General features: G+C 36.8%; 16 protein-coding genes, 1 tRNA gene and 2 pseudogenes. 6 read left to right on the top strand and 13 right to left on the bottom strand.

What is annotated here, in order from left to right; translation table 11 throughout:
- Positions 1-398 precede the first annotated feature (398 nt).
- Both PT278_RS00275 and PT278_RS00270 read left to right on the top strand, forming a co-directional pair.
- A tRNA-Arg gene (locus PT278_RS00275) sits at positions 399-472 on the top strand.
- 349 nt (positions 473-821) lie between these two features.
- Positions 822-1,457 carry an SAP domain-containing protein gene (locus tag PT278_RS00270; RefSeq protein ID WP_277129445.1) on the top strand — a complete coding sequence of 212 codons (636 nt, stop codon included), beginning with the start codon at positions 822-824 and terminating at the stop codon, positions 1,455-1,457.
- Between the two features lie 39 nt (positions 1,458-1,496).
- Here the strand turns inward: PT278_RS00270 and PT278_RS00265 are convergent, their stop codons facing one another.
- The gene (locus PT278_RS00265; protein ID WP_277129444.1) at positions 1,497-2,855 is read right to left on the bottom strand and encodes a serine hydrolase domain-containing protein; all 1,359 of its coding nucleotides are present in this window, start codon (positions 2,853-2,855) and stop codon (positions 1,497-1,499) included.
- 420 nt (positions 2,856-3,275) lie between these two features.
- Between PT278_RS00265 and PT278_RS00260 the strand changes: the two genes are divergently transcribed.
- Positions 3,276-4,313: a PTS sugar transporter subunit IIC gene (locus PT278_RS00260; RefSeq protein WP_277129443.1), complete on the top strand. Its 1,038-nt coding sequence runs from the start codon at positions 3,276-3,278 to the stop codon at positions 4,311-4,313.
- Between the two features lie 44 nt (positions 4,314-4,357).
- Here the strand turns inward: PT278_RS00260 and PT278_RS00255 are convergent, their stop codons facing one another.
- From PT278_RS00255 to PT278_RS00235, 5 genes are read right to left on the bottom strand one after another with little or no spacing between them, the layout of a single operon-like run.
- Entirely contained in the window at positions 4,358-4,978 is a 621-nt protein-coding gene (locus tag PT278_RS00255) for a malonate decarboxylase holo-ACP synthase (RefSeq protein ID WP_277129442.1), read from the bottom strand.
- Positions 4,969-6,642, bottom strand: coding sequence for a biotin-independent malonate decarboxylase subunit beta (gene mdcD, locus PT278_RS00250; protein ID WP_277129441.1), 1,674 nt, complete (start codon positions 6,640-6,642; stop codon positions 4,969-4,971). The genes PT278_RS00255 and mdcD overlap by 10 nt, the downstream gene beginning before the upstream one ends.
- On the bottom strand, positions 6,632-6,931 hold the full coding sequence (locus tag PT278_RS00245) for a malonate decarboxylase subunit delta (RefSeq protein WP_277129440.1): 300 nt from the start codon (positions 6,929-6,931) through the stop codon (positions 6,632-6,634). Before PT278_RS00245 ends, mdcD begins: the two co-directional genes overlap by 11 nt.
- A gap of 24 nt (positions 6,932-6,955) precedes the next feature.
- Positions 6,956-8,599, bottom strand: coding sequence for a malonate decarboxylase subunit alpha (gene mdcA / locus PT278_RS00240; protein WP_277129439.1), 1,644 nt, complete (start codon positions 8,597-8,599; stop codon positions 6,956-6,958).
- Between the two features lie 5 nt (positions 8,600-8,604).
- Entirely contained in the window at positions 8,605-9,513 is a 909-nt protein-coding gene (locus PT278_RS00235) for an acyltransferase domain-containing protein (protein ID WP_277129438.1), read from the bottom strand.
- Between the two features lie 261 nt (positions 9,514-9,774).
- Between PT278_RS00235 and PT278_RS00230 the strand changes: the two genes are divergently transcribed.
- Complete coding sequence (locus PT278_RS00230) at positions 9,775-11,541, top strand: oligopeptide ABC transporter substrate-binding protein (protein ID WP_277129437.1); 1,767 nt, start codon at positions 9,775-9,777, stop codon at positions 11,539-11,541.
- Between the two features lie 89 nt (positions 11,542-11,630).
- Here the strand turns inward: PT278_RS00230 and PT278_RS00225 are convergent, their stop codons facing one another.
- The 4 genes from PT278_RS00225 to PT278_RS00210 form a co-directional block, all read right to left on the bottom strand.
- Positions 11,631-13,256 carry an amidohydrolase gene (locus PT278_RS00225; protein ID WP_277129436.1) on the bottom strand — a complete coding sequence of 542 codons (1,626 nt, stop codon included), beginning with the start codon at positions 13,254-13,256 and terminating at the stop codon, positions 11,631-11,633.
- A gap of 15 nt (positions 13,257-13,271) precedes the next feature.
- Positions 13,272-14,459 carry an MFS transporter gene (locus PT278_RS00220; RefSeq protein ID WP_277129435.1) on the bottom strand — a complete coding sequence of 396 codons (1,188 nt, stop codon included), beginning with the start codon at positions 14,457-14,459 and terminating at the stop codon, positions 13,272-13,274.
- 176 nt (positions 14,460-14,635) lie between these two features.
- Positions 14,636-15,634: a helix-turn-helix transcriptional regulator gene (locus PT278_RS00215; RefSeq protein ID WP_277129434.1), complete on the bottom strand. Its 999-nt coding sequence runs from the start codon at positions 15,632-15,634 to the stop codon at positions 14,636-14,638.
- A gap of 185 nt (positions 15,635-15,819) precedes the next feature.
- Positions 15,820-16,782, bottom strand: coding sequence for a D-2-hydroxyacid dehydrogenase (locus tag PT278_RS00210; protein WP_277129433.1), 963 nt, complete (start codon positions 16,780-16,782; stop codon positions 15,820-15,822).
- A gap of 823 nt (positions 16,783-17,605) precedes the next feature.
- Here PT278_RS00210 and PT278_RS00205 point away from each other — a divergent pair.
- Positions 17,606-18,511 (top strand): annotated as a pseudogene (locus PT278_RS00205) (restriction endonuclease subunit S); the annotation flags it as partial.
- Between the two features lie 483 nt (positions 18,512-18,994).
- On the opposite strand, the gene PT278_RS00200 reads toward PT278_RS00205, so the two are convergent.
- Positions 18,995-19,213 carry a type II toxin-antitoxin system RelB/DinJ family antitoxin gene (locus tag PT278_RS00200; RefSeq protein WP_277129432.1) on the bottom strand — a complete coding sequence of 73 codons (219 nt, stop codon included), beginning with the start codon at positions 19,211-19,213 and terminating at the stop codon, positions 18,995-18,997.
- Positions 19,214-19,393: 180 nt separating this feature from the next.
- On the opposite strand from PT278_RS00200, the pseudogene PT278_RS00195 reads away from it, so the two are divergent.
- Positions 19,394-20,314 (top strand): annotated as a pseudogene (locus PT278_RS00195) (site-specific integrase).
- 354 nt (positions 20,315-20,668) lie between these two features.
- On the opposite strand, the gene PT278_RS00190 reads toward PT278_RS00195, so the two are convergent.
- Both PT278_RS00190 and PT278_RS00185 read right to left on the bottom strand, forming a co-directional pair.
- Positions 20,669-21,832 (bottom strand): restriction endonuclease subunit S, encoded by a 1,164-nt coding sequence (locus PT278_RS00190; protein ID WP_277129431.1) that lies wholly within the window; start codon positions 21,830-21,832, stop codon positions 20,669-20,671.
- Positions 21,825-23,480 (bottom strand): type I restriction-modification system subunit M, encoded by a 1,656-nt coding sequence (locus PT278_RS00185; RefSeq protein WP_277129430.1) that lies wholly within the window; start codon positions 23,478-23,480, stop codon positions 21,825-21,827. The genes PT278_RS00190 and PT278_RS00185 overlap by 8 nt, the downstream gene beginning before the upstream one ends.
- Positions 23,481-23,490 lie beyond the last annotated feature (10 nt).

Here is a 23,490-nt window from a genome sequence, read left to right as displayed (position 1 = left end):
ATTCAAAGAGGGTATTATTGTTTAAAGAATGTAAAGCGTTTGTAATAAATAAGTCTGCCCTTGTCTTTAGGCGATTAAAGCAGTTAATACGTGATAATTTTGCTTCAATGTCATCAATTAGTTAATAATATATAATCATAATTAAAATTTTATATTTAAATTCTTTCGTAGCTAAAAATATACATATTTATGATTGTATAGCTTAGATAATTGACAAAACTGCAAGACCAAAATCAAATCAATATAACTTGAAAATTAGGCAGATTTTCAAACTAATTATTAGCATTAATTCACAGATCGCTACTGAAGGCAAAAATAATTAAAAATTTTTGTTGCAATTAGGAATTTTTTACTCTATAATAGTTAATGTTCTGTTGAGGAACAAACAAACATACAATGGTCTGGTAGCTCAGCTGGATAGAGCAACGGTCTTCTAAACCGTGGGTCGTGGGTTCGAATCTCACCCGGATCATTAAATAGAAAAAGCAGTTAAGATTACGATGCAAGAATCTTAACTGCTTTTTTGTTTTTAAAATTATCTACGTACCATTGGCTAAAAAGCGTATACTACAATTACCACTAGCCCAGCAAATCTGCTATTGAATTTGCTATTACTAATCATAACTTTGGCTCTCAGCCTGTATTTTTTATACCCTCTCTATGACTTTTTCAAAAAGCGGCGGCAACATCAGCCTCCTAAGTACAAAACATTAAGAATTTGGCTTAGCAGCTTTTTCGGTGTCCTGTTTCTGCTGTATTCAATTAATGAAATCGATGTAGTATTTACCTTATTTCAATACCTTCACAACTAGAAATTTGCCATGAAACAACTAACCCTGAATAAATTTAAGCAAAAATATTTTTATAAAACTGAACTTCAAGACTTATGCAGACAATATGGACTGCCAACTTCTGGAACCAAAGCTGAACTTAATTCCTATCTAGAAGCTTTTTTATCTGGGACACCTAAAGAGCAAATTAAGCCAGCCAGAAAAAAGCAACAGCTGCGGCAATTAACAGCAAGTGGAATTACTTTGTCAACGCCAATTGGTGACTCAGGCTTTTCCTTTAATGATGCCAGTCGGCAATTTTTTGCGCAATACTTTCATGTTGAACATTTTTCCTTCAAAAAAGAAATGGCGATTATTAAGCGTGCAGCCGAGGCTCGCTGCGACACAGACATGACCGTTGCCGACTTAATTACTCAATATCAAGAATTAACTTCAGCTAAACAGCACCAACAGATTATTAACCGCACTGCTGAAGAACAAACTTATCAATGGAATAACTTCGTCCATGACTTTTGCCAAGACCCAGTTAGCCAACAGTTTAGCAGTAAGCTAAAAGTTGCGGCTATCTTATGGCACCATGTCAAAAATTCAGCTAACCCCAAAAGATTTACATCTGACTTAGTTAAGACTTATGCCGCAGAGATTAAACAATTCCAGAAAAAATAAATAGGAACCTCCTAATGTAGGAAGGTTCCTATTTATTTACTATTTTTTAAAGATTGTTGGTTTACCCAGTGCTGGTTCGGTCATTATTTCCAACCCATTCTCGGTAAACTTGAGTGGCAATAGAGTGTCATAAATTTTAATTTCGACAAACATCTCGCCCTTGTCATTAGCAATAATTGGGAATGGCCACGGGCCAATTGCTGCCATCAATTTGCCATCTTGCTCACTAATTGTGACAATGCCATAACCAGGATTACGGTAATCTCCTATCAGCTCCTGCTTAGCCTCAACAGGTTGCGGATTATCGCCTTCTGCTTCACTAAACTTACCTTGTTTAGTTGCCAATCTTTGCGACATAAAGTCCGAAGAAGCCTTAATCCAGTCATGTTGTTCAAGCCCGGCAAAGGTATCAATCGTTTGGTATGCCAGAGCAAAAATCGCATCGGTAGAATCCAAGTTCATCGTGGAAACAAAGGCCAAATCAAGCTCCGGAACAAAACCTAAGAATGAACAATAGCCAACATATGAACCACTATGGAACAGATATTTGTAACCATGGTAGTCTTCCATCATCATGCCCAAGCCATAATTAGAGAAGTGCGCGCCACCATAAGAACGATCAACTGGCATAATTGATTGCGGCTCATAACGCTGCATGGTAACGCCTTTACCAGACTGTGCGGTCTTCAACTGGAATTTGCCCCATTCGAGCAAATCAGAAATACTTGCAAGCATACTGCTGGCACCACCAACTTTGCCCGGCGCAATAAACGGTACCTCACGCAAGTTGCCGTGATCCAGCAAATATGGCTTGGCAATCCGACTGCGCTCACATTCATGGTGATTAATAAACGTATTCTCTAAATGCAGCGGCTTTAATAAGTTCTCACGAATATATGAGCCATAGTCCTTATTAATTACCTGCTCCATTACATAGGTTGCCACCGCAAAAATCAAATTGCTGTACTGCATTTCAACTCGTAATTCATGGTTAGGCTCTAAGTGGCCAACGGCTTCAGCCTTTTGTGCTAATGTCAAATCCTGCTTATTCCAATTAGTAAACCGCATCCAGTCATGAGCTGGCAGACCACTTTGGTGGCTCAAGGCATCCCGCCATGTCAAATGCTCGGCAACATACGGATCAACCATATTAAATCCAGGCCAATACTTCTTAAGTGGCTCATCCAAATCAATCTTGCCTTCATCAGCTAACTTGCAAATCGCTGTTGCCAAAAAGGTCTTAGAAATTGAAGCAAGAGGATATAGCGTATCTTGCTCAGCATCGCCATAGACGTGGCTGTAAGTTTCCCCTTTGTAATAAATTCCCAGACCCAAACTCGGCAAGCGGAAGTTTTGGCGGACTTTTTCAGCATAATTATCGATTTCTTGGGTTTTCATTAACTAATTCCTCCTTATATTATGTTCAAATTATAGCATTTATTATCTAGTTTAAATTAAAATTTTCATAAAAATTTTCTTTTTGACAACTATTGCAGTTTAGCTAGTAAGCTCACACTATTATCAACAAATTTAACTTTTCTATCATTTCTCTTGCCTTTTTATCAATACTTTAGTATGATACTCATTAAATATTTATGAGAGGTAGCCAATGATGACGACAAGTAAACAATTAAATCAACTACAAGTTAAATATTATTTTCGGTACTTTAGCAATTTGATCTGAGTGCCGTATTTGCCATTACATTAGGACACGCAGGTCTAGTACATCTGACAACTGCGCGGCCTTAAGTACTTTCTTCTTAAAAAAGCTCACACAGTTGTCGTCCTGTGTGAGTTTTTTTATTTAGGAGAATGTCAATGAAAACTGTTAAAGAAATTGTTTTAAATACTCTAAACGGCTTATCCACGGGAATTGTCGTCGCGTTAATTCCCGGCGCCTTGGTCAACCAGCTAGTCAAGGCACTAGTTCCCACTTGGCCGGGGCTGAGTTTTATTCTGGCGTTAACCGCATTTGCGGCGGGACTTTTGCCCGCAATCAGCGCCGTGTGTGTAGGTATGACTGGGAAATTAACCCCCATTCAAACATCTTCTCTAGCCCTCGCTGCAACTGCTGGCGCCGGTAATTTCGTAATGAAAAACGGCAAAATTGCCGTCAATGGCAGTGGTGACGTCATTAATACTGCCATCACTATTATGATTGGCTACGCCTTGGTTTTATTTTTAGGTAAAAAACTCAAGGCTTACACAATTTTATTAGTTCCACTGCTAGTCTTGATAATCGCTGGCGGCATTGGCTGCCTGACCAAAGTTCCAGTTGGCCAATTAACCACCTTAATTGGTATCGGTATTGAGCACCTAACTAATCTGCAGCCAATCCTAATGGGCATTATCATGGGTATTGTCTTCGCTTTACTGATTGTTTCGCCGATTTCTTCTGTTGGGATTGCCACAGCTATCAGTCTTGCTGGCATCGCTTCCGGTTCAGCCAATCTAGGTATTACTGCCGCCAGCTTCAGCCTAGCAATCTTTGGTTGGCAGGCTAATTCTGTTGGTACCTCAATTGCTCACTTCCTCGGTTCACCCAAAATGCAAATGGCTAACCTAATGACTAAGCCTAAGCTGCTGGTGCCCGTATTAATTAATGCCGGAATTGCCGGCGGTCTTGGGGCAATTTTTAAAATCAGCGGTACACCAATGAGTGCTGGCTTTGGTTTTTCTGGTTTAATTGGACCACTGGCCGCAATGGCTTCTCGTCCAGCAAATGCAGCTAATATCATCTTGATAACCGTCCTTTTCGTAGTCGTACCTGTTAGTCTGGGATTGTTAATGAATTACATCTTCAACCACCAATTACATTACTTCACTAGCAAAGACTTCGAATTAGATTTCAGTTAATTTTAAAACCCCGTTTCAATTTATGAAGCGGGGTTTATTATTTTTTATTCTTGCCACGGGTCGGTCACTAATTTTGGACCCGTCATTGTTTTTAATAAAATTGTATCTGCTCGCTGCTGGGCAAATTCTTCTAGAGAAAAGCCATTTTGGCCGTTAACAACCTGAATATCAGTATGAACTGCTGGACAAACTGCTTGCAATTGGCCAATTAAATCACTTGCTTCACTACGGGACATTCTAGGCAAATCCGACAAAATAATATCAATATCTGAAGCCGCATTAACAACCGGTATTCCTGTGACCAGCTCAAATTGCAAACTGCCGCTGATCCCCCAATGATAACCATTGAGCAGTGGCATAATTTTCCGCAATTTTATAAATGCCGCAAGCTCTGCCCGCTCTTTTGCCAGGCTGGGTAAGTACATTAGTGCTTGTTGCGGGCTAATTAACTTTTGCCACTGACCTGATGGCAAAAAAGCCGCAAAGCGTTGACTTCTATTAAAGCCCCGAATTCCCACTGGGATTTGCGCACCTTGCTCACCACGCCGCACAATTACATAAGGTGCCTGAGCAAGCATTTTTTGTGCCCAAAGCGGTAATTCTTGCGGCACTAGTGCGTCAAGATTGGCTATCTTAATTAAAGTATGCGGCAGAATTAGTCCCATTCTTCAGCCAGCAATTTTCTAACTTGATTAGTAGCTTTGCGACCACCAGCCACGCCATTCACGGCAATCTCGTTAATATAGCGAAAAGACAAGTCAGTTGGAGAATCTTCCAAACTGGCAAAAGCATCATCTAAAGCTGCTTTAACCGTTGCAACAGCTTGCTTATCATGGTCATAACCCTTAACTTGCGGAATTAAGTGGTACAAGGCACCTAACTTTTGATAATTTTCAATATCATAGGCCATGGCTGGCACATGTTTAGTCGCTGCTTCAACTTCGGCAATCGTCCGCTGGGTAATCCGCGCGCTGGAAGCCTTACTCATGGCCTGAACTGTTATTGCCAGATCATCTAATGCCACTAAACGATTGGACTGCAGACCGTGTGCCAAAAAGCCGCCAGAAACTGCATCCCCAACAATTAATGCCACGATTTTGTGACCACCTTGCCGTGCTCTCGCGTATGCACTGGCACTAGCTGCTAGTGCCAGATGAATGCCGATTAATTCTTCTTTATAACCATAGGCCTGACTAGGCACATCAACCACTAACACAATTGGTGTCTTCTCAGCTTTTTCCTTATCCTGTTCAATCAAGTCATTAACCACACTAGCAACCGTGAATCCTTCTTCAAGACCCACTTCACCTTGGCGAACCCGCGGAAAACGATTCTGCTCATCCGGCACAATCGCAATGTATTCACGATTATCCTTCTGCGCATGTAAGACAGTAGCCACCTGACTTGAAGCATTTTGAATGCCAGTCAATAACTCGAACCAATTGCGACCGCGAGACTTAGTTTGAGCTTCAGTACCGGCAATTGCGGGTGCCAAGTGGTGCGGCTTAACTGCAACTTCTTGATATAGCTCATTGTAAGTGGCAATAGTTAGTGGCTGCTGTAAGTCCAATTGATCGAGCAATGATAAATAAAAGTCACTGCGTTGATCGCGGTGGGTATCCTTTTTCCTGCAGATTGCTTCATTGATTGCCTGCTTAATTGAAGTAACATCATCTGTCACAACCTCATCAATAATACCGGTCTTTTGCCGCTGCTTGGTACCCAAAGTGTCCCAAATCAGATTCTTATCAGAAGCATCCCACTCACGCACGCCAGCTTCCTGTTCAATTACCTCAGGACCATTTAGACCAATTCTTGCCTTGTCCGTGCCGATTAAGTAAGACAATAACGCACTGGTAATTGACATCCCGCCAAAAGAACCAACACGTCCCGGTACTAGCCCAATTACTGGGACATATTTCTTCAAGGCAATTACCATGTTTTGAATTTCAGAAATTGCCAATAGCCCATAATTCGCTTCCTGCAGTCGAACACCGCCCGTATCCAAGATTAAAATGGGGTAGATTATTTTACCTGCTTGATTGTCGACTAGTGCGTGCTCTAATGCCGCCACAATCTTTGCACCAGAGACCTCACCAATGCCGCCGCCCTGAAATGAACCTTCAATTGAAATAATCACCACTTGTTGATTATTCATAGTTCCTCGCATAATTACGACACCGTCATCCGATTCGGGCACGATATTTTGCGGCTCTAAATGTGGTGAAATCATGCCGTCAAATGGCCCAACTAATTCACGTCCAGTACCTTGATCGAGCAATGCCTCTGCTCTTTGGCGGGCATGCAATTCCACAAAACTATTGTTCATCTTTTAACGCCTCCATTGCCTGTGTCAAACGTAAATTTACAACACCGGGAGTTGCGCCGTAATCATTAATCTCAAAATTTGCTAGTAGCGGATAACGTGCAAAAAAGCGTTCCAAAACGTTTTGCCAGACTTTTTTGAAGCCATCACTGCCAGTAATAATTTTAAGATCTGCTTGCTTTTCTGAAGTAGGACGCATGATTATTTCCAAATCGCCAGAAGCAACAACACCAACATGAACCGGGTGCGTGATTGGCTGACTAGCGGCAAAAGTAAAATGTAACTTTTCCATAATTTTAATTCTCCTCTACTAAACTTAACTCCAGCTGCGGAACTTAGCTGGCGGCGTGTACAAGCCCTTAGACCACTCAACAAGGTCTTCCATATTTTGCGCTGCTAGAAGTGAACGCGTTGCCTGATTTCTTTTCACGCCTAAGTCCTCTGGAAAGGCAACAATGCCGCGCTGACGTAAATCTTCAACTACTACCGGATTTGAGCGCAAGCCAACTGGCGTGACACCCGCGATTGCCTCAATTGCAGCCTGACGTTCAGCCATACTGTCGGTTTTGTAGAGATAGGCAATGCCTTCCTCAGTAACAATATGGGTTGTATCTTCAGAATAAATCATTATTGGTACGTTTTTCAGTTTAGCTTCCTTTTGGACCTCAACGGCATCTAGTTGATTAACAAAAACCGGCTTCTTATTAGCACCGAAGGTTTCAACCATTTGAACTACTAACTTTTGCCCCTTGCCTAGCGGATCATCATCAGGACGTAAACTTTGCCAAGCTGGGGTAGAATGCCGTCGACCTGTTGGGTTCGAGCCCATATTAGGGGCCCCACCAAAGCCAGATAACCGTCCATGAGTTACCGTCGATGAATTGCCATATTGGTCAATTTGTAAGGTTGAACCAACGAACATATCAAGCGCATATTGTCCCGCCATTTGACCGTAAGCCCGATTCGAACGCATGGTACCATCAGCGCCAACAAAGAAAACATCAGGACGAGCCGCAATGTATTTTTCCATGCCAACTTCACCGCCAAACGAGTGAATTGACTCAATCCAACCTGATTCAATTGCTGGAATCAGTGTCGGGGTTGGGTTGACCTCCCAGTTAGGTACAATTTTTCCTTTTAGGCCCAATTGCTCACCATAAGTTGGCAATAGCAGCTCAATTGCAGCAGTGTTAAAGCCAACACCGTGGTTAACAGACTGCACGTTGTGCTTTTCATAAATACCACGAATTGCCATCATTGCCATCAAAATTTGCAGCTCGGTAATGTTTTGCGGATCACGCGTGAACAGTGGCTCCAATTGATACGGCTCATCAGCCGGAATAATCACATCAACCCAATCTCCCGGAATATCAACTCTGGGAACTCGATCAACAATTTCATTCGCCTGAACAATCACAATCCCATCATGAAACGCGGCAGCTTCAACAATTACCGGTGTTTCTTCAGTGTTGTAACCCGTATACAGGTTCCCCGACCGATCCACTTGATCGGCTGCAACTAAAACAACATTAGGGATCAAGTCAATGTATAATCTCGCATATAATTCCAAATATGTATGAATGTCGCCAACCTGCAAAGTGCCGTCAGCAATCATCTGCGACACACGTGTACTCTGCGGACCTGCATAGGAAAAGTCAATTTTGCTGGCAATCCCATCCTCAAAAATATCCAAATGTTCAGGTCGCGAAATACTGCTCATAATCATGTGCAAATGATTAACTTTTTCGGGATCAACACTAGCCAAAGTTTTTGATAAAAAACTGGCCTGCTTTTGGTTGTCGCCTTCCAAAACAACCTTGTCGCCAGAATTAATCAATGTTTCCAAAACTGCCGTTGCATCTTCAGTTTTGGCAAACTTACCATTCAATAACCTGCTCGCATTAGTCAATTTTTGAAGTTTAGCCGCACGGTGTGTGGCCCAATTTCGTTTTTCACTCATTTTTACTACCTCTTGTTCCATTTGTTTAATAAGTAGATTGCATCTTCAATGCCTGTCTGATTAAGGTTAATTTGTTTTATATCGCCAAATTTTTGCCGCAAAATCGCCTTAAATGGCATTCCCGGGGCAAAGTTGATAATTACTTCTGGTTGGTAATCGCCGGCAACATTCATCATTTTTTCAAAATAAACCGGATAAACCAAATTATTAATTAAATCTTCACCAACAAACTTTGCCTGTCGAACACTGCGACCTGAATAGTTAGTTAAATAGCGACACTGCGGCTTACTAATCGTAATCTGATTAATTTCCTGCTGCAATTGTCCTGCTACCTTATTCATTAGCGGTGAATGCGATGGAACCGGTACCTGCAAGCGTTGAGCGATCGCCGCGCCATTTTGTTTAGCTAACTGCAATACTTGGTCAATTGCTGTCAATTTTCCTGATACACAAATCTGATTAGCAGCGTTTTGATTTGATAGAAAAACTGGCTCTTTGCGAGTATTTACTTCTTCGACTAATGGTGCCAGCTGGTCTCTAGTCAAGCCAACTACTACGCCCATGCCAAAGCCGCTTGGATAAGCATCTTGCATTAAACCAGCACGATGTTTAACAACCCAAAATAAATCATCCTGCTTGATCGCGCCAGCTGCATAAGCCGCCGCAAAGGCTCCCAAACTATGACCTGCCACTAAGTCTGGCCTAATTCCAACAGCTAATAGTTGATTAATCTGATCAACTTGCAATAAGGCAATACTGACCTGCAATTGAACTGAATCTTGGTAGCCCTCGATTGTGTCCAATAACTTTAAATTTAATAATTGCTCAACATGTTCTTTTAATTCTGGCGTAACACCAGCCAGCATCCCAGCAAATTGATTACCTTGTCCCGGAAATAGCCATAATGCGCGCAAACAATCATCTTCTTTCAATTACGACATTAATTTTAAACTTTATTATCTCCTGAAAAAAGGCTTTATTGTCTACTTAAATTTAAAAACATTAATATTTTAATACATCTTAATTGATAATCATCTTAAGATTATAGGTATACTTAACTATTTTAAATTATTAATAATCCATAAATATTAAAAATATTTCGCAATTATTAATTTAATATGCTAAAATTTATAACAAATTTATTAAATAAAAATTAAATATTAAGGAGCAAAATTATGCGTAAAACCAAAATATTGAGTTCCCTGGGAATTGTAACTGCAGCCGCACTTGCTTTGACTGCTTGTGGTAAAAGCAACGACACTGCAAATGAAAGCAAATCCGTTAGCAAATTGCCGGAATCAACACCAGTGAAGACTGCTAAACAAGGTGGCACCTTGAAGTTGGCATTGGAAACTGACACCCCGTTTTCTGGTATCTTTTCTAATGAATTATCAACTAGTGACATCGATTCTGCTGTTGCTAGTCCTGGAGCTGAGACCCTCTTTGACACTGATAATCATTACAAAATCACCGACAAGGGCCCTGCTACTTTAAAACTTAACCGAAAAGATAATACAGTAACTATTACTGTCAAAAAAGGTGTCAAATGGTCTGATGGTAAGCAAGTAACAGCAAAGGATTTGGAATACCCTTATGAGATTATTGCCAACAAGGATTCTAAATCTGAGCGCTATAACAAAAACTTGGAAAACATTAAGGGCTTAAAGGAATATCATAATGGCAAAGCCCGCAGTATTTCCGGAATCGAAATGCCTGACGGCGATAACGGCCGAACAATTGTTATTCACTTTTACGAATTAAAACCCGGCATGTATAACAGTGGCAACCGCTACTTTTGGGAATCTGCTGAACCGTACCATTACTTAAAGAACATCCCGTTTAGCAAACTGGTATCTTCTGACCAAATTAGAAAAAAACCGCTCTTTTTCGGTCCGTTTAAGGCTGCTAAAGTTACTCGTGGCCAATCAGTTACCTGGACGCCTAATAAGTATTACTGGCGCGGACAACCGAAGTTAAATAAAATCATCCTGCAGGTTGTGGCTCCTAATTCTGCCACACAGGCAATTAAAAGCCACAAGTTCGATGTAGCTGATATTGTGCCAACTCAATGGATGCAAGTTAAAGATACCAAAAACGTTAACTTTGTAGCGCAAATTCCCCTGGCTTACCACTACATCGGCTTCAAAGTCGGTAAATGGAATGCCAAAGAGAATAAGAATGTCATGAACAAAAATTCTAAGATGAACAATAAGGCATTACGTGAAGCTATTGGTTACGCAATGAACGTTGACCAAGTAGACAAGCACTACACTCATGGCATTAAGTTCCGGGTACCAACCTTAATTCCAGCACAATACGGTGATTATTCAGACAAAACCAATCCTGGCTTTAATTATGATTTGAAAAAGGCCAATAATATTTTGGATAAGGCTGGCTTCAAAAAGAAGGGCAAGTGGCGTGTCCAACCAAATGGTAAGCCATTGACAATTACTTTTGCGGCAATGAGTGGTGATACCAACCAAGAGCCAATTGTTCAAAATTACTTGCAACAATGGCACAAGATTGGCTTAAACGTTAAGTTGGCTGGCGGTCGTCTAACTGAATTTAATTCATTCTATGACAAGATTCAAAACGATGACCCATCAATTGACATGTATATGGCTGGTTGGGGCCTGCCAAGTGAACCATCGCCGCAATCATACTATAGTGAAACTTCAATTTTGAATTACATGCGTTACGTAACACCTGAAAACAATAAACTATTACGCGAAATCGACTCTCCTAAGGCATTTAACCACAAATATCGGGTACAAAAGTTCCACGAATGGCAAAAATACATGACTGATGAGGCATGGGCTATTCCAATCGATAACGCTTATACAATTACTGCTGTTAACTCCGATATTACGGGCTATTCAAAAGAACCGGCACAATCAAATAATAACCACCCCTTATGGTACAAGGTAGGCTATGTTAAATAAGTGATTTTAAAGCTTCTGTACTGTCACTAATATCTTATAAAAATCAAAAAATTCGACTTTAGTTATATAACCAAAGTCGAATTTTTTGATTAACGTCGATAAACGATTTTACCATCGGAAATTGTCATGTCTACTTTAGCAAAACGAATATCCATTGGATCAATCTTAAATAAATTACAATCTAAAACAATAATATCAGCTAACTTACCAGCTGCAATCGTTCCTAAATCATCTTCAAAAGTTTCTGCATAAGCTGACCACTTGGTATGAGCTTGTAAAGCTTCCGCCAAAGTAACAGCATGCTCATGGAAATAGCCACCATCAGGCTTGCCTTCATTAGGTTCACAGCGCGTAACTGCTGCATAAATCGACCACATTGGACTAACTGAATAAACAGCTGGAAAGTCAGAGCCAAAGCCTAAATGACTACCAGAATCAAGAATTTCACGGTATGGCCAAGTATGGGATAATCTTTCCTGCCCAATACATGGCAAATAACCGCCACTCATATAATCACCGGTACAATGTTGCGGTTGAACACAACACATGATATTTAGCTTCTTTAACCGATCGATATCATCCTGTCTAATCATATCAATATGCTCAATTGAATTGTGCAGTGTTAACTTGCCCAACTTATCCTTAGCATATTGATAAGCATCAAGCGCCATCGTACTTGCCTGATCCCCAATTGCATGAATTTTTACTGGTAAATCAGCTTCTTGTGCTTCTAAAACATACTTATTTAATTCATTCTGAGTTAATGAAGCATCACCTGAAACAGTTGGATCATTGTCATATGGCTTGCTAAGTAGTGCTGTATGAGCTTCAACAACACCGTCTAATACCTGCTTAACCCCAGCAACACGATGCTTCTCAGTATGGTATTTTGCTTGTAATTCCTTAGCACCCTTAACATCAGTTAAAGATGGAAATGAAGTTATCCTAGTAGTTAATTCGCCACTTTTTTCTAATTCATCAAAAATTTCTGGAATATTATCATTAGTTAGCCCTGATGGATAAACATCAGCTACTGAGGTTAAACCTAATTCACGAAAATGCTTCAAACATTTTAATAAGGATTGTTTTAAAGTTGGAACATTTAAGACTTCATCCATCATTGCTTTAGTTGCAGGTGGCTCATATAAAATACCGTTTAATTCACCATCTTCATCATGACCATAAATCCCTCCTTGAGGATTAGGTGTATCTTTTGTAATACCAATTTTTTCTAAAGCAACCTCATTGCACCAGACTGAATGCAGGTCAAACGAATTTAAACAAACTGGCCGATCCAAATTCAGTGCATCCAGTGATTTCTTTGATGGCGTATGTGGTTGATCCCAGACTTCTGAATACCAGCCGGTACCATAAATCCACGGATTATCTGGATGAGAATCAGCAAAGTCCTTAACCATTTGCACGCATTCTTCTTCGCTCTTACAATCCATCATTTGAATACAAAAGTCTGGATCATTTTGTACTGAGCCTAACGAAATATGCATGTGAGAATCATTGAATCCAGGCATAATCAAATGATCGCCACAATTAATTACTGTAGTATTCTTATCAATATAACCCGTTAACCGCGATAATGGGACTACTTTTAAAATTCTGTTACCTTTAATCAAGACACATCCTGCTTGTGGCTCGTCATCATTACCAGTAAAAATTGCATTCCCTTTTAAGATATAATCTGCTTTTTCTGTCATCATTAAATCCCCCCTCAATTATTTTTTAGCCTTACTGCCTAATTCAGGTAAAACTAAAATACAAATGATTGATAGACCAAAAATCAACGATTCAATTCCTAAATTAATTGCATAATCATTACCTGCAATCTTCGAAACAATAATCGGAATAATATAGGAAATAAGCATAGATACAGTACCGACAATTCCGCCAGCACTACCAGCATATTTTTCTCCAATTTCTGAGAATTGAATTGGCATTGCCTGCACAATTGGACCACTAATAGCAGTAAAGAAACCATTAATTACTAGCATTACCCATAAGAAGAAGCCAGCTGGTGTATACCAAGTAAAGTACATTACAATCGCACCAATTAACGTTGTCACTGTCAAAAACATCTTATAGCGACCGATTTTATTGCACATTGCCGGTCCAATTAATGAACCAAAGAAACTACCAACAGTAACAATTGCGGCCATAACGCCAGCTGTTGCGTTACTAATGTGTTGACCTAATGTCAAAGCTTGTGGCAAAAAGCCCGCATATGCAGTAGTTGAGGCAATACCTAAACCAGCACAAATTGAAACAATCCACGTATTCTTACTTTTAATAGCAACCTTTAAGTATTTCATGGTTGGCTCTGCTGGCGGCAAGGACTCACCTTTAGGCGTATCACGTACAAAAACTATCCAGCATACTGTTAAGATTAGCAAGATAACTGATGAAAACATGTAAGCTGAGTTAACAGTTGCAAACCAAGAACCAGTAATCTGCGACAACGTGATGCCTAAACAAGATGCCGCATAAAAAATCCCCATAGCTGAATCAGTATCTTGTTTAAACCAAGTACCTAAAACCTTAATTAAATTAGCATTAAGTAGAGCAATGAAAATACCACATAATAGAAGCATAATCATCATCATTGCAAAATTAGTAGCAACAAAGCGCCCAAAAGCACCAATTACCGATAAAATACAGCCAACAGTAATAACTCGTTTGGAACCGAACTTATCGCCTAAAGACCCAGCTGGAATACTAAGTACAACAGCAACTAACATCGGTGCCATCAATAAACTTGAAAATTCTGCAGTCGTGATATGCAGTTGCGGCATAATTGCCGTTGCCAATGCTGAAACCTGAAATTGAATATAGTTAGCCATTAAGCAAAGCAAACTAACAATTGTCAGAATTACCCAGCGATAACTGGGTAACTTTTGTTTTTCCATTTTATTTCTTCCCCCTTAAATTATGAAGACTAATTACAGGTTAAAATTAATAAAATGTACAAGCATTTTCAATCAACTTTGGTAATATTTTTGTTAATTTGGTAAATTAAACTTACCTAAACTTTAGTATGAGACATTTAAAAAGCCTGCTAAACTCACGTTTAGCAGGCTTAATTTTATTTTTCTTTATATTCCATAAAAACATGCATCAATTGACTGCGCCTATCGATTGCTAACTTTTTAAAAATACTATAGATATGGGACTTAACTGTACCAACTGAAATATATAATTCATCAGCAATTTCTTGATTCTTCTTACCCTTTAATACTAACCGTAAAATTTCCGATTCACGCTTAGTCATTTGATAATACTCACAAAACGCGACTACCTGATCTTCCTCACTGGCAACTTCTTTTTCATGGATCATTGCCTGATACTGATTCATTTTATGCTGAACTAATATTTCTAAATGCATTTTATCTGCTCTTATTTCTTCATGCTTAGCAAACCAAATAACTAGGAAAGACATGATAAGTGAAAACAAATCTTCATTAAAACCAATAATCTTCATATAACTAAGTAATTTATTTAAGTCAAGATTATTCAAACTAGACAAACTAAAATAAATAATCCCTTCTATACAAGACAAAAACATGAAAATTCCGGTAATTAACACTGCACGGTTATAATATTTTTGATTAACTGCCTGCTGTCCGTTATGCAATTTATAAGCATATAATAGACATAGCATTAAAATGCCCGCATCCTGAATGCTTCTTTGCCAAACAACCGTGTGAATATCACCATAAAAAAATAAGACATGGCCAATATCTAACACAGCTACGACAATAATTGGTATATAAAAAAGAAACTTTTGCTTCTGCATCAGCATTTTAGCCACAATTTTGACATACAAATCGCCACCAATCAAAAAGAATAAAATCCGAGCAAAATAATAAGTACGCCCATAAACATTCAATCCGCTATTAGCAGTTCTTAATAAATCAAACGAAAACGCAAATGTACTATCAATAATTAAAACTACATAAAGTAGTTCAACATAATAAAAAATACTGTTATTAGTTGCTTTATAAGCATAACTAGAAACATTAATCACCCACAAATATAATATGATAAAGGCAATATTATAAATATAAACAAATATCTCCTGCAAAACGAAAGCTCCTATCCCCAATCATGCCAACTTTGTAACTATCTATCTTGAGTTTAACACAATCGCTTACATTAATTTGGCAAACTTTAATAATATTATCCAGTCAAAACTAAAAAGGCATTAATCCAATCCCGATTTTTAGTGAGGAACTAAATCAATACCTTTTATTTAGTCGTTAATAAAAATTATTCAATAACGTTTAATTTTTCACCATTCAGATAGGCTCGTAAATTATCAAAAACAATCTGCAATAAACGATCACGTGTTTCATGAGGAGCCCATGCAATATGCGGTGTAATGTAACAATTCCTAGCTGTCAGTAATGGACTGTCTGCAGCTATTGGCTCTGTTTGCGCAACATCAACACCGGCAGCTGCAACCTTGCCATCATTTAAAGCAGCAGCAAGATCAGCTTCATTAATTAAGCCACCGCGCGCCGTATTAATAATGACAACGCCGGACTTCATTTGCTTAATTGAGTCAGCATAAATCATATTGGTTGTTTCAGGAGTTTGCGGCACGTGCAGCGAAATAATATCAGCCTCTTTGTACAACTCATCAAGACTGACCTGCTTGACCCAATCACCAGGAACTTCCTTAGGACGATGATTGTAGAAAATCACATTCATGTTAAAAGCATGCGCAATTTCAGCAACGCGCTTAGCAATCGCACCAAAACCGATTAAGCCAATGGTCTTGCCTTGCAACTCAAACAACGGCTTAGCCCAAAATGTAAAGTCAGGATTGCTCGTCCATTTACCTTCATGAACTAGCTTGTTATGTAAACCAACTTGATTATAAATTTCTAATAGCAAGGCAAAGGTAAATTGAGCTACGGCATCCGAACCATATGTTGGAACGTTAGTAACAGTAACACCAGCTGTCTTAGCTGCGTCAACGTCAATCACATTATAACCTGTAGCTGTTACGCCAATATACTTTAAGTTTGGCGCTGCATTAATCACCTGTTCATCAAGCGGTGTTTTATTAGTTAAGACAATCTCAGCATCACCAATCCTGCGTAAAATTTCCGCATTATCATTAACTGGTGTCCGATCATATAATTTGTATTCGCCAAATTCCTTTAATGGTGTCCAATCTAAGTCACCTGGGTTCAAGGCATAACTATCCAAATTTACAATTTTCACGCTGTTTCCTCGTTTCTATCATCAAAGAATTTTAATCAGTCTTATTATAGCAATTAATTGGATTAATTATCGCTCTATTGCTTATTTTTAACGCATCGTTTAGATAACTAAAATATTGCGATAAACCCGTCTTTAAATTTGTTATTACAGTAAATTATTTTAAAACAAGAAAACTATCAGCGTATTCCTTTATACCTATTTTTTAGATATAATATTTATTACAGAACAGCTAAAGCTGGTGGCTATTTCTTTCAAAAGAGGTGGTGCTTATGGTGTATCTACACCTGATGCAAAATCCTAATGAAAGGAGGTTAGCCCGATACCTTTATGGGTATTGCACTTTTTATCTTGCGTTTGGCAATTATCTTTACAATATTAAGTTACTTATTGCATTCTTTAACGAATGCGACAAATTCCTTAACCACTTGGATTATTGCTTTAGCAAGATTGTTTCTTGTAATCAAACTATTTTTTACGAGAAACAAAAAGTAATCACTTTAGCTTTGGCGAGTTAATGATTACTAGATAATTACTATTTGCCACCACTTTAGCTAGTGGCTTCTGTGAGGAGTTCTATTCCCATTAGAACTCCTTTTCTTTTGTCATTATAGCACATGAATTTTGAGAATAAAAATTATACTCTTACTTTGTAGTATCTATTTTTTTCGTTTAAGCTATGACTGAACACTTAAGTCACGACACAATTATTATGCTATTGCCTATTTTTAATGTATTACTAAGATAGTTAGAATACTGCCAATAATTATTTAGATAATTTAGTATTAGTTAGTTTCTATCACATGATACATTTACTTGGGAACAACATAGACTTGGAGATATAGCTGAAATAAAAACAGGAGCCAGTGACCTTCAAGATGCAGATTCGAACGGAAAATATCCATTTTTTGTTCGTTCTAAAAAAGTTGAAAGAAGCAACAAATACTTGTTTGATGGCGAAGCTATTTTAATTCCTGGCGAAGGAAAGCTAGGAGAAATTTATCATTATTACGTTGGAAAATTTGATTATCATCAAAGAGTTTACAAAATAAGTAATTTCAAGTTACAAGGTAAGTATGTTTTATATTACATGCAAAAAAAGTTTAAGCGTCATGCATTAAAATATACTGTAAAAGCAACAGTTGATAGCCTCAGGCTACCTACAATAACTAAATTTCAAATTTTTTCACCAACAAATGAGGAACAAACAAAAATAAGCCTTATTTTAGACCGTATAACTATGGTTTTAACTCTCCAAGAGCGTAAGTTTGAGCTGTACAAGCAAATTAAGAAATATTTGCTTCAAAAGATGTTTGCTAATGAACAGGAAAAAGTTCCTCAAATTAGATTTAAAGGATTTAATGAAGATTGGCAAGTTAACTCATTACACAAAATGGTAAATATTTTTGATGGCGTTCACCAAACTCCAAATTATACTGATTATGGTATAAAGTTTTTAAGCGTAGAAAATATTAAAACACTTAATTCAACTAAATATATTTCAAAAAAGGATTTCAAAAATCCGCCTCAAGAGGGTGATATATTTATGACAAGAATTGGAAGTGTAGGTGTTGCAAATATTTATAAAAGACGAGAATCTGTGGCTTATTATGTTAGTCTGGCTTTAATAAAACCTAAAAGTATCAATTCATTATTTCTATTTAGTTCTGTTAATACCCCCACAAGTTCAAAAAGAAATTTGGAAAAGGACTTTACAAGTAGCTTTTCCTAAAAAAATAAATAAAGAAGAAATAGGTAAAATAAAGCTAAAGTTTCCACTTTTGAAAGAGCAATTTGATATAGGGGGATTTTTTGAAAAATTAGATTTACAAATTAAATCTATAGAAAAAACAACAAATATATTTTATTCTATTAAACAATACTTTCTCCAAAATTTATTTTGTTAACATACATTAAAAATGTCGTATTCTTCAACTAAAGAATATGACTTTATTTTTTTAATAATTCTGCGTGACTGCATATTCTAATAAGTGCCAAAGTTGTTTTATTAACTTGATAGATTAATAATCAGTCTAGCTTTATATAGTATTAAAGATAATTAGAATAATTCCCATCCAAAGCATTATTTTTATAACTTTAAGACAAGCTGTAATTTTGCTCAAATTCATGAATAATCAGCCTAAGTTGAGTTATTGGTAATACTGGCTTGTTAACATCTTTATTAAACTTAGCTGTAACCTTAATATTTAACATATTAAATACCCAAGTCATGCCATAATTCATCTGAATTATCGTAAGTTTTAGTCTTAGATATATCTTCATGCATAGCATCCAACGTTTCTTCATTTGGTATTTCAGGTTTTTTAACTGCAAAAGGTAAACCATTATTCCATATAATTTGTTGATAAAAAATTTTCAAAGCAGTTGAACGATTAAGTCCTAAATCTTTTAAGATGCCTTCTGCTTCATCCATAATTTTACCATCCATTCATACCTGCAAAGTTTTATTCATAATATCACCTTAAATCAATTTTATTATTATTTGTATTTAGCAATAATTTATAACTACAATTGCATAGCTTTTTTAATCTTTATCCAAATAGTTTAAGCTAATTAAGTCCTATGGGCAAAATTATTTTGGAGGTATTGTTTTATGAAGAAGCAGTTATTTTGGGAGTATTTTGAAGAATGGATAGAATTATATAAAAATGGTGCAGTTAGACCTGTTACCTTTGCAAAATATCAAATTACTCTTAGAACGTTGAAGAAATTAGCACCGCATGTTACTTTAGATCAATTAGACCGTAAATTATATCAAAAACTCATTAATGAATATGCACAAAATCATGAACATCAAACAGTAATTGATTTTAATCGTCATCTTAAATCTTCGTTAGTTGATGCTCTTGATGATTAGTTAATTAAGCGTGATCCAACCCGTAAAGTTGTTATTAAAGGAACAATAAGTCGTAATCACAAGAAGAAATATCTTAGTCAAAAAGAACTAACCAAATTAATGCGAGAATTGGAAATAGGTCCAAGAATTTCTTGGGACTATTTTATTTTGCTTGTTGCCAAAACGGGTTTAAGATTTAGTGAAGCATTTGGATTAACTGTTAAAGATTTTGATTTTGAGGCTAGAACTCTTAATGTTAATAAGACTTGGGATTATAAATCAAAAATTGGCAATTTTATCCCGACCAAAAATGATTCATCAATTCGAAAAATACCAATTGATCGCAAATTAAATACACAATTTAAACGTTTGACTAAAAATATGGATGTAAGTAAGCCAATATTTATTCAGGATCAGCAACGAATATTTAATTCTACAATTAATAATCGTTTGGAAGTCTTATGCGATCGTGCTAATATTCCAGTAATTAGTGTTCATGGCTTAAGACATACTCATGCTAGCGTGCTGCTTTATGCTGGTGTTTCAATTGCTTCAGTTGCTAGAAGACTGGGCCATTCTAGTATTACAACAACTCAAGAAACATATCTGCATGTGATTCGCGAACTAGATAATCAAGATAACGATAAAATTATTAAGTATATTTCAACGTTGAAATAGTTAATGAAGTTTAAAAAATGAAAGCTCACAAAAGATTATATCAATTACGAAAAAATTCAGATCATTGTAATTCTGTTAATGAAACTTTATATCTTAAAAATGTTGGTGTACTGAAAAACGTTCGTGAACGACAAACAGATAAGACAGGCTTTATTAACATAGATTGGAATAATTTATGAGCAAGTCATCCTAAATTTATAGCATGTCACTGGCATTGCTAATAAAAATGTTATATATTTTTAGTTCAAAGTTATTAAAAATAGACGATAATTTTCTTCGAATCAAATAAAAAGGACATACTTTTTCAGAATCAACTGAAAGATATGTCCTTTTTTGTATGTATTATATTATGATTTAACAGAATAAGTTTTGAAGAAGATATTGTTTTAAATTAATATAAGCTTTCTTTTTTCTTTCCTGAGTAATAATAAGATTGTCAAAGTAAAGAAAAAATGAGCCCATCTTTTGTTGTTCATCATGAATTGTACACTGAAATTTAAAATTTCTGATTTTGTTCAAACTAAGAAATTTTTGTGTTCCTCCCGCATTTTCAATATGTAAATATTTATTAAATACCGGAGATTTTAACAACTGAATTAAAAAAGTATTACTTATTTTATTACTTTTCTTTAATAACGCAACATTTTTTATTGCAAATCCATCTTGATTTAAAAGTACTGGAGTTCCTATAGTCCCAATCATTCCAAAAATTATGTCTCCGATTGCTATTTTAGAACGTTGGTTTATAGAATCAAAATCTTCTTTAGAAATCAAAGAAACGTCCGACAAATCAAGACCTTTGCTTGTTAAATTCTTAGATGTTACTAAAGGAAAGCCGGTTTTATAATATTTTGGAGATTCATGTGTTCCATCTTTGACATTAACTATTTTACCTAATTGTACTGATTTCCAATTCTCAGTAAACCCATTAAATCTTACTTGAGGCAATATTTCATGTTTATTAGCAAACATCTTTTGAAGCAAATATTTCTTAATTTGCTTGTACAACTCAAACTTACGCTCTTGAAGAGTTAGAAGCATAGTTATACGGTCTAAAATAAGGCTTATTTTTGTTTGTTCCTCATTTGTCGGTGAAAAAATTTGAAATTTAGTTATTGTAGGTAGTCTGAGACTATCAACTGTTGCCTTTACAGTATATTTTAATGCATGTCGCTTAAAATTCTTTTGCATGTAGTATAGAACATACTTGCCATTTAATTTGAAATTACTTATTTTGTAAACTCGTTGATGATAATCAAATTTTCCAACATAATAATGATAAATTTCTCCTAGCTTTCCCTCTCCAGGAATTAAAATTGCTTCGCCATCAAACAAATATTTGTTGCTCCTTTCAACTTTTTTAGAACGAACAAAAAATGGATATTTTCCATTTGAATCTGCATCTTGAAGGTCACTGGCTCCTGTTTTTATTTCGGCTACATCTCCAAGCTCATCCCGTTCCCAAGCGTTAGTGAAGCCTTTAAACCTAATCCGCGGTACATTAGTATCTTTACTCATTCTTGAACAACTCCTTCAGCAATTCTATTTCTTGATTTGATTGTTCATCAGAACCTACTAAGTCATTCAAATCTTCCAATATAGAGCTATTTAGCTCTTTAATCTTTTTATTAGTTTCTTGAATTTCAGCCACGACTTTTTTAATGTCAACTGGTGGTTCTTCTTCAAATGTATCTACATAACGTGGAATATTAAGGTTATATTCGTTTTCCTTAATTTCATCCAAACTGGCGTCATGGGCATACTTATCAACGTCTTCACGCTTAAGATAAGTAGAAACAATCTTATCAATATCTGTTTCACGCAATAGATTTTGATTTTTACCTTTTTCAAAATCCTTGCTGGCATCAATAAAGAAGATATCTTTGCGCTCACGCTTTTTCTTTAATACCAAAATAACTGTTGGAATACTAGTCGAATAGAATAATCCTGCTGGCAAGCCAATTACGGCATCAAGACGATTCTTATCAATCAAGGCCTGACGAATTTTTCCTTCTTTGGCACCTCTGAACAAGACACCATGAGGTAAAACAATCGCCATTGTACCGCTATCTTTCAAGTGATATAAGCCGTGCAAAACAAAAGCATAATCTGCCTTAGTCCTAGGCGGCAATGCCCCATATTCTCCGAATCGCGGATCCTTTAATTTTCGGTCGTCATTATCCCACTTTTGTGAATATGGTGGGTTCATAACCACTGCATCAAAAGTTTGTGGGCCTTCACTACCATCCGTATTTTTACGTTTAGGCCAATCTTCTTCCAAAGTATCAGCGTTAGATAAAGTCATATTCTGATATGGCACATGGTGCATCATTAAGTTCATTCGTGCCAAGTTGTATGTTGTCGTATTTAATTCTTGCCCATAAAAGCGAACCGGAATCTTTTTAGCAAGTTGCTTACTTAATTCACCTTGAACCGTTAATAACAGCGAGCCTGATCCCATTGCAGCATCATAGACACTAAATGGTTCACCATTATCTGTTGCAGATGCAGTTGCCAATCTTGCTAAAACTTGTGAGACTTGGTGTGGTGTATAAAACTCCCCGGCTTTTTTACCAGAATTGCCAGCAAACTTAGCAATTAGATATTCATAAACATCCCCTAGAATATCATGACCAGATTCATCGTTATATTCAAACTGATCAACCAAATTAACAATCTTCATTAATGATTTAGCACGTTGATTAGTATTATTTCCTAAACGACTGTTACCTAAGTTAATATCTGCAAAAACCCCGCTAAAATCTTGTTCGGCATTAGTATTAATCTTAGTGTTATCGTTAAACCGGTTAAACATCTCTTGAAAGTCTTCTGGCTTCAACGTATTATTATTGACTTTATCAGTAATTGACTGCCAAGTATATTCTGGCTCAATTGCATAACCTAAGTCTTCAGCAATTGCCATTAGGAAGTCTTGCAATTCATCTCCTACTGCTTGTTCTAGATAGTCTTTATTTAATTCTTCAAAAGTATTTCCAGTCAATAAGTCACTTTTACGTAAATGATCTAATTGATTTTCTGATAAATAACGATAAAACATGAAACCCAGAATATAATTACGATATTCATCAGCTGCCATATTTCCTCGCAATTCATTGGCCATAGCCCATAATTTACTTGTAATTTCTTGAGCACGATTTTCACTCATTTGTTTCTCC

The sequence above is a fragment of the Lactobacillus sp. ESL0703 genome (assembly GCF_029433435.1).
In the GTDB taxonomy this organism is placed as follows: Bacteria; Bacillota; Bacilli; order Lactobacillales; family Lactobacillaceae; genus Lactobacillus.
Note: the sequence above shows the minus strand (reverse complement) of the source record. Positions and strands in the feature narration are given on the sequence as shown.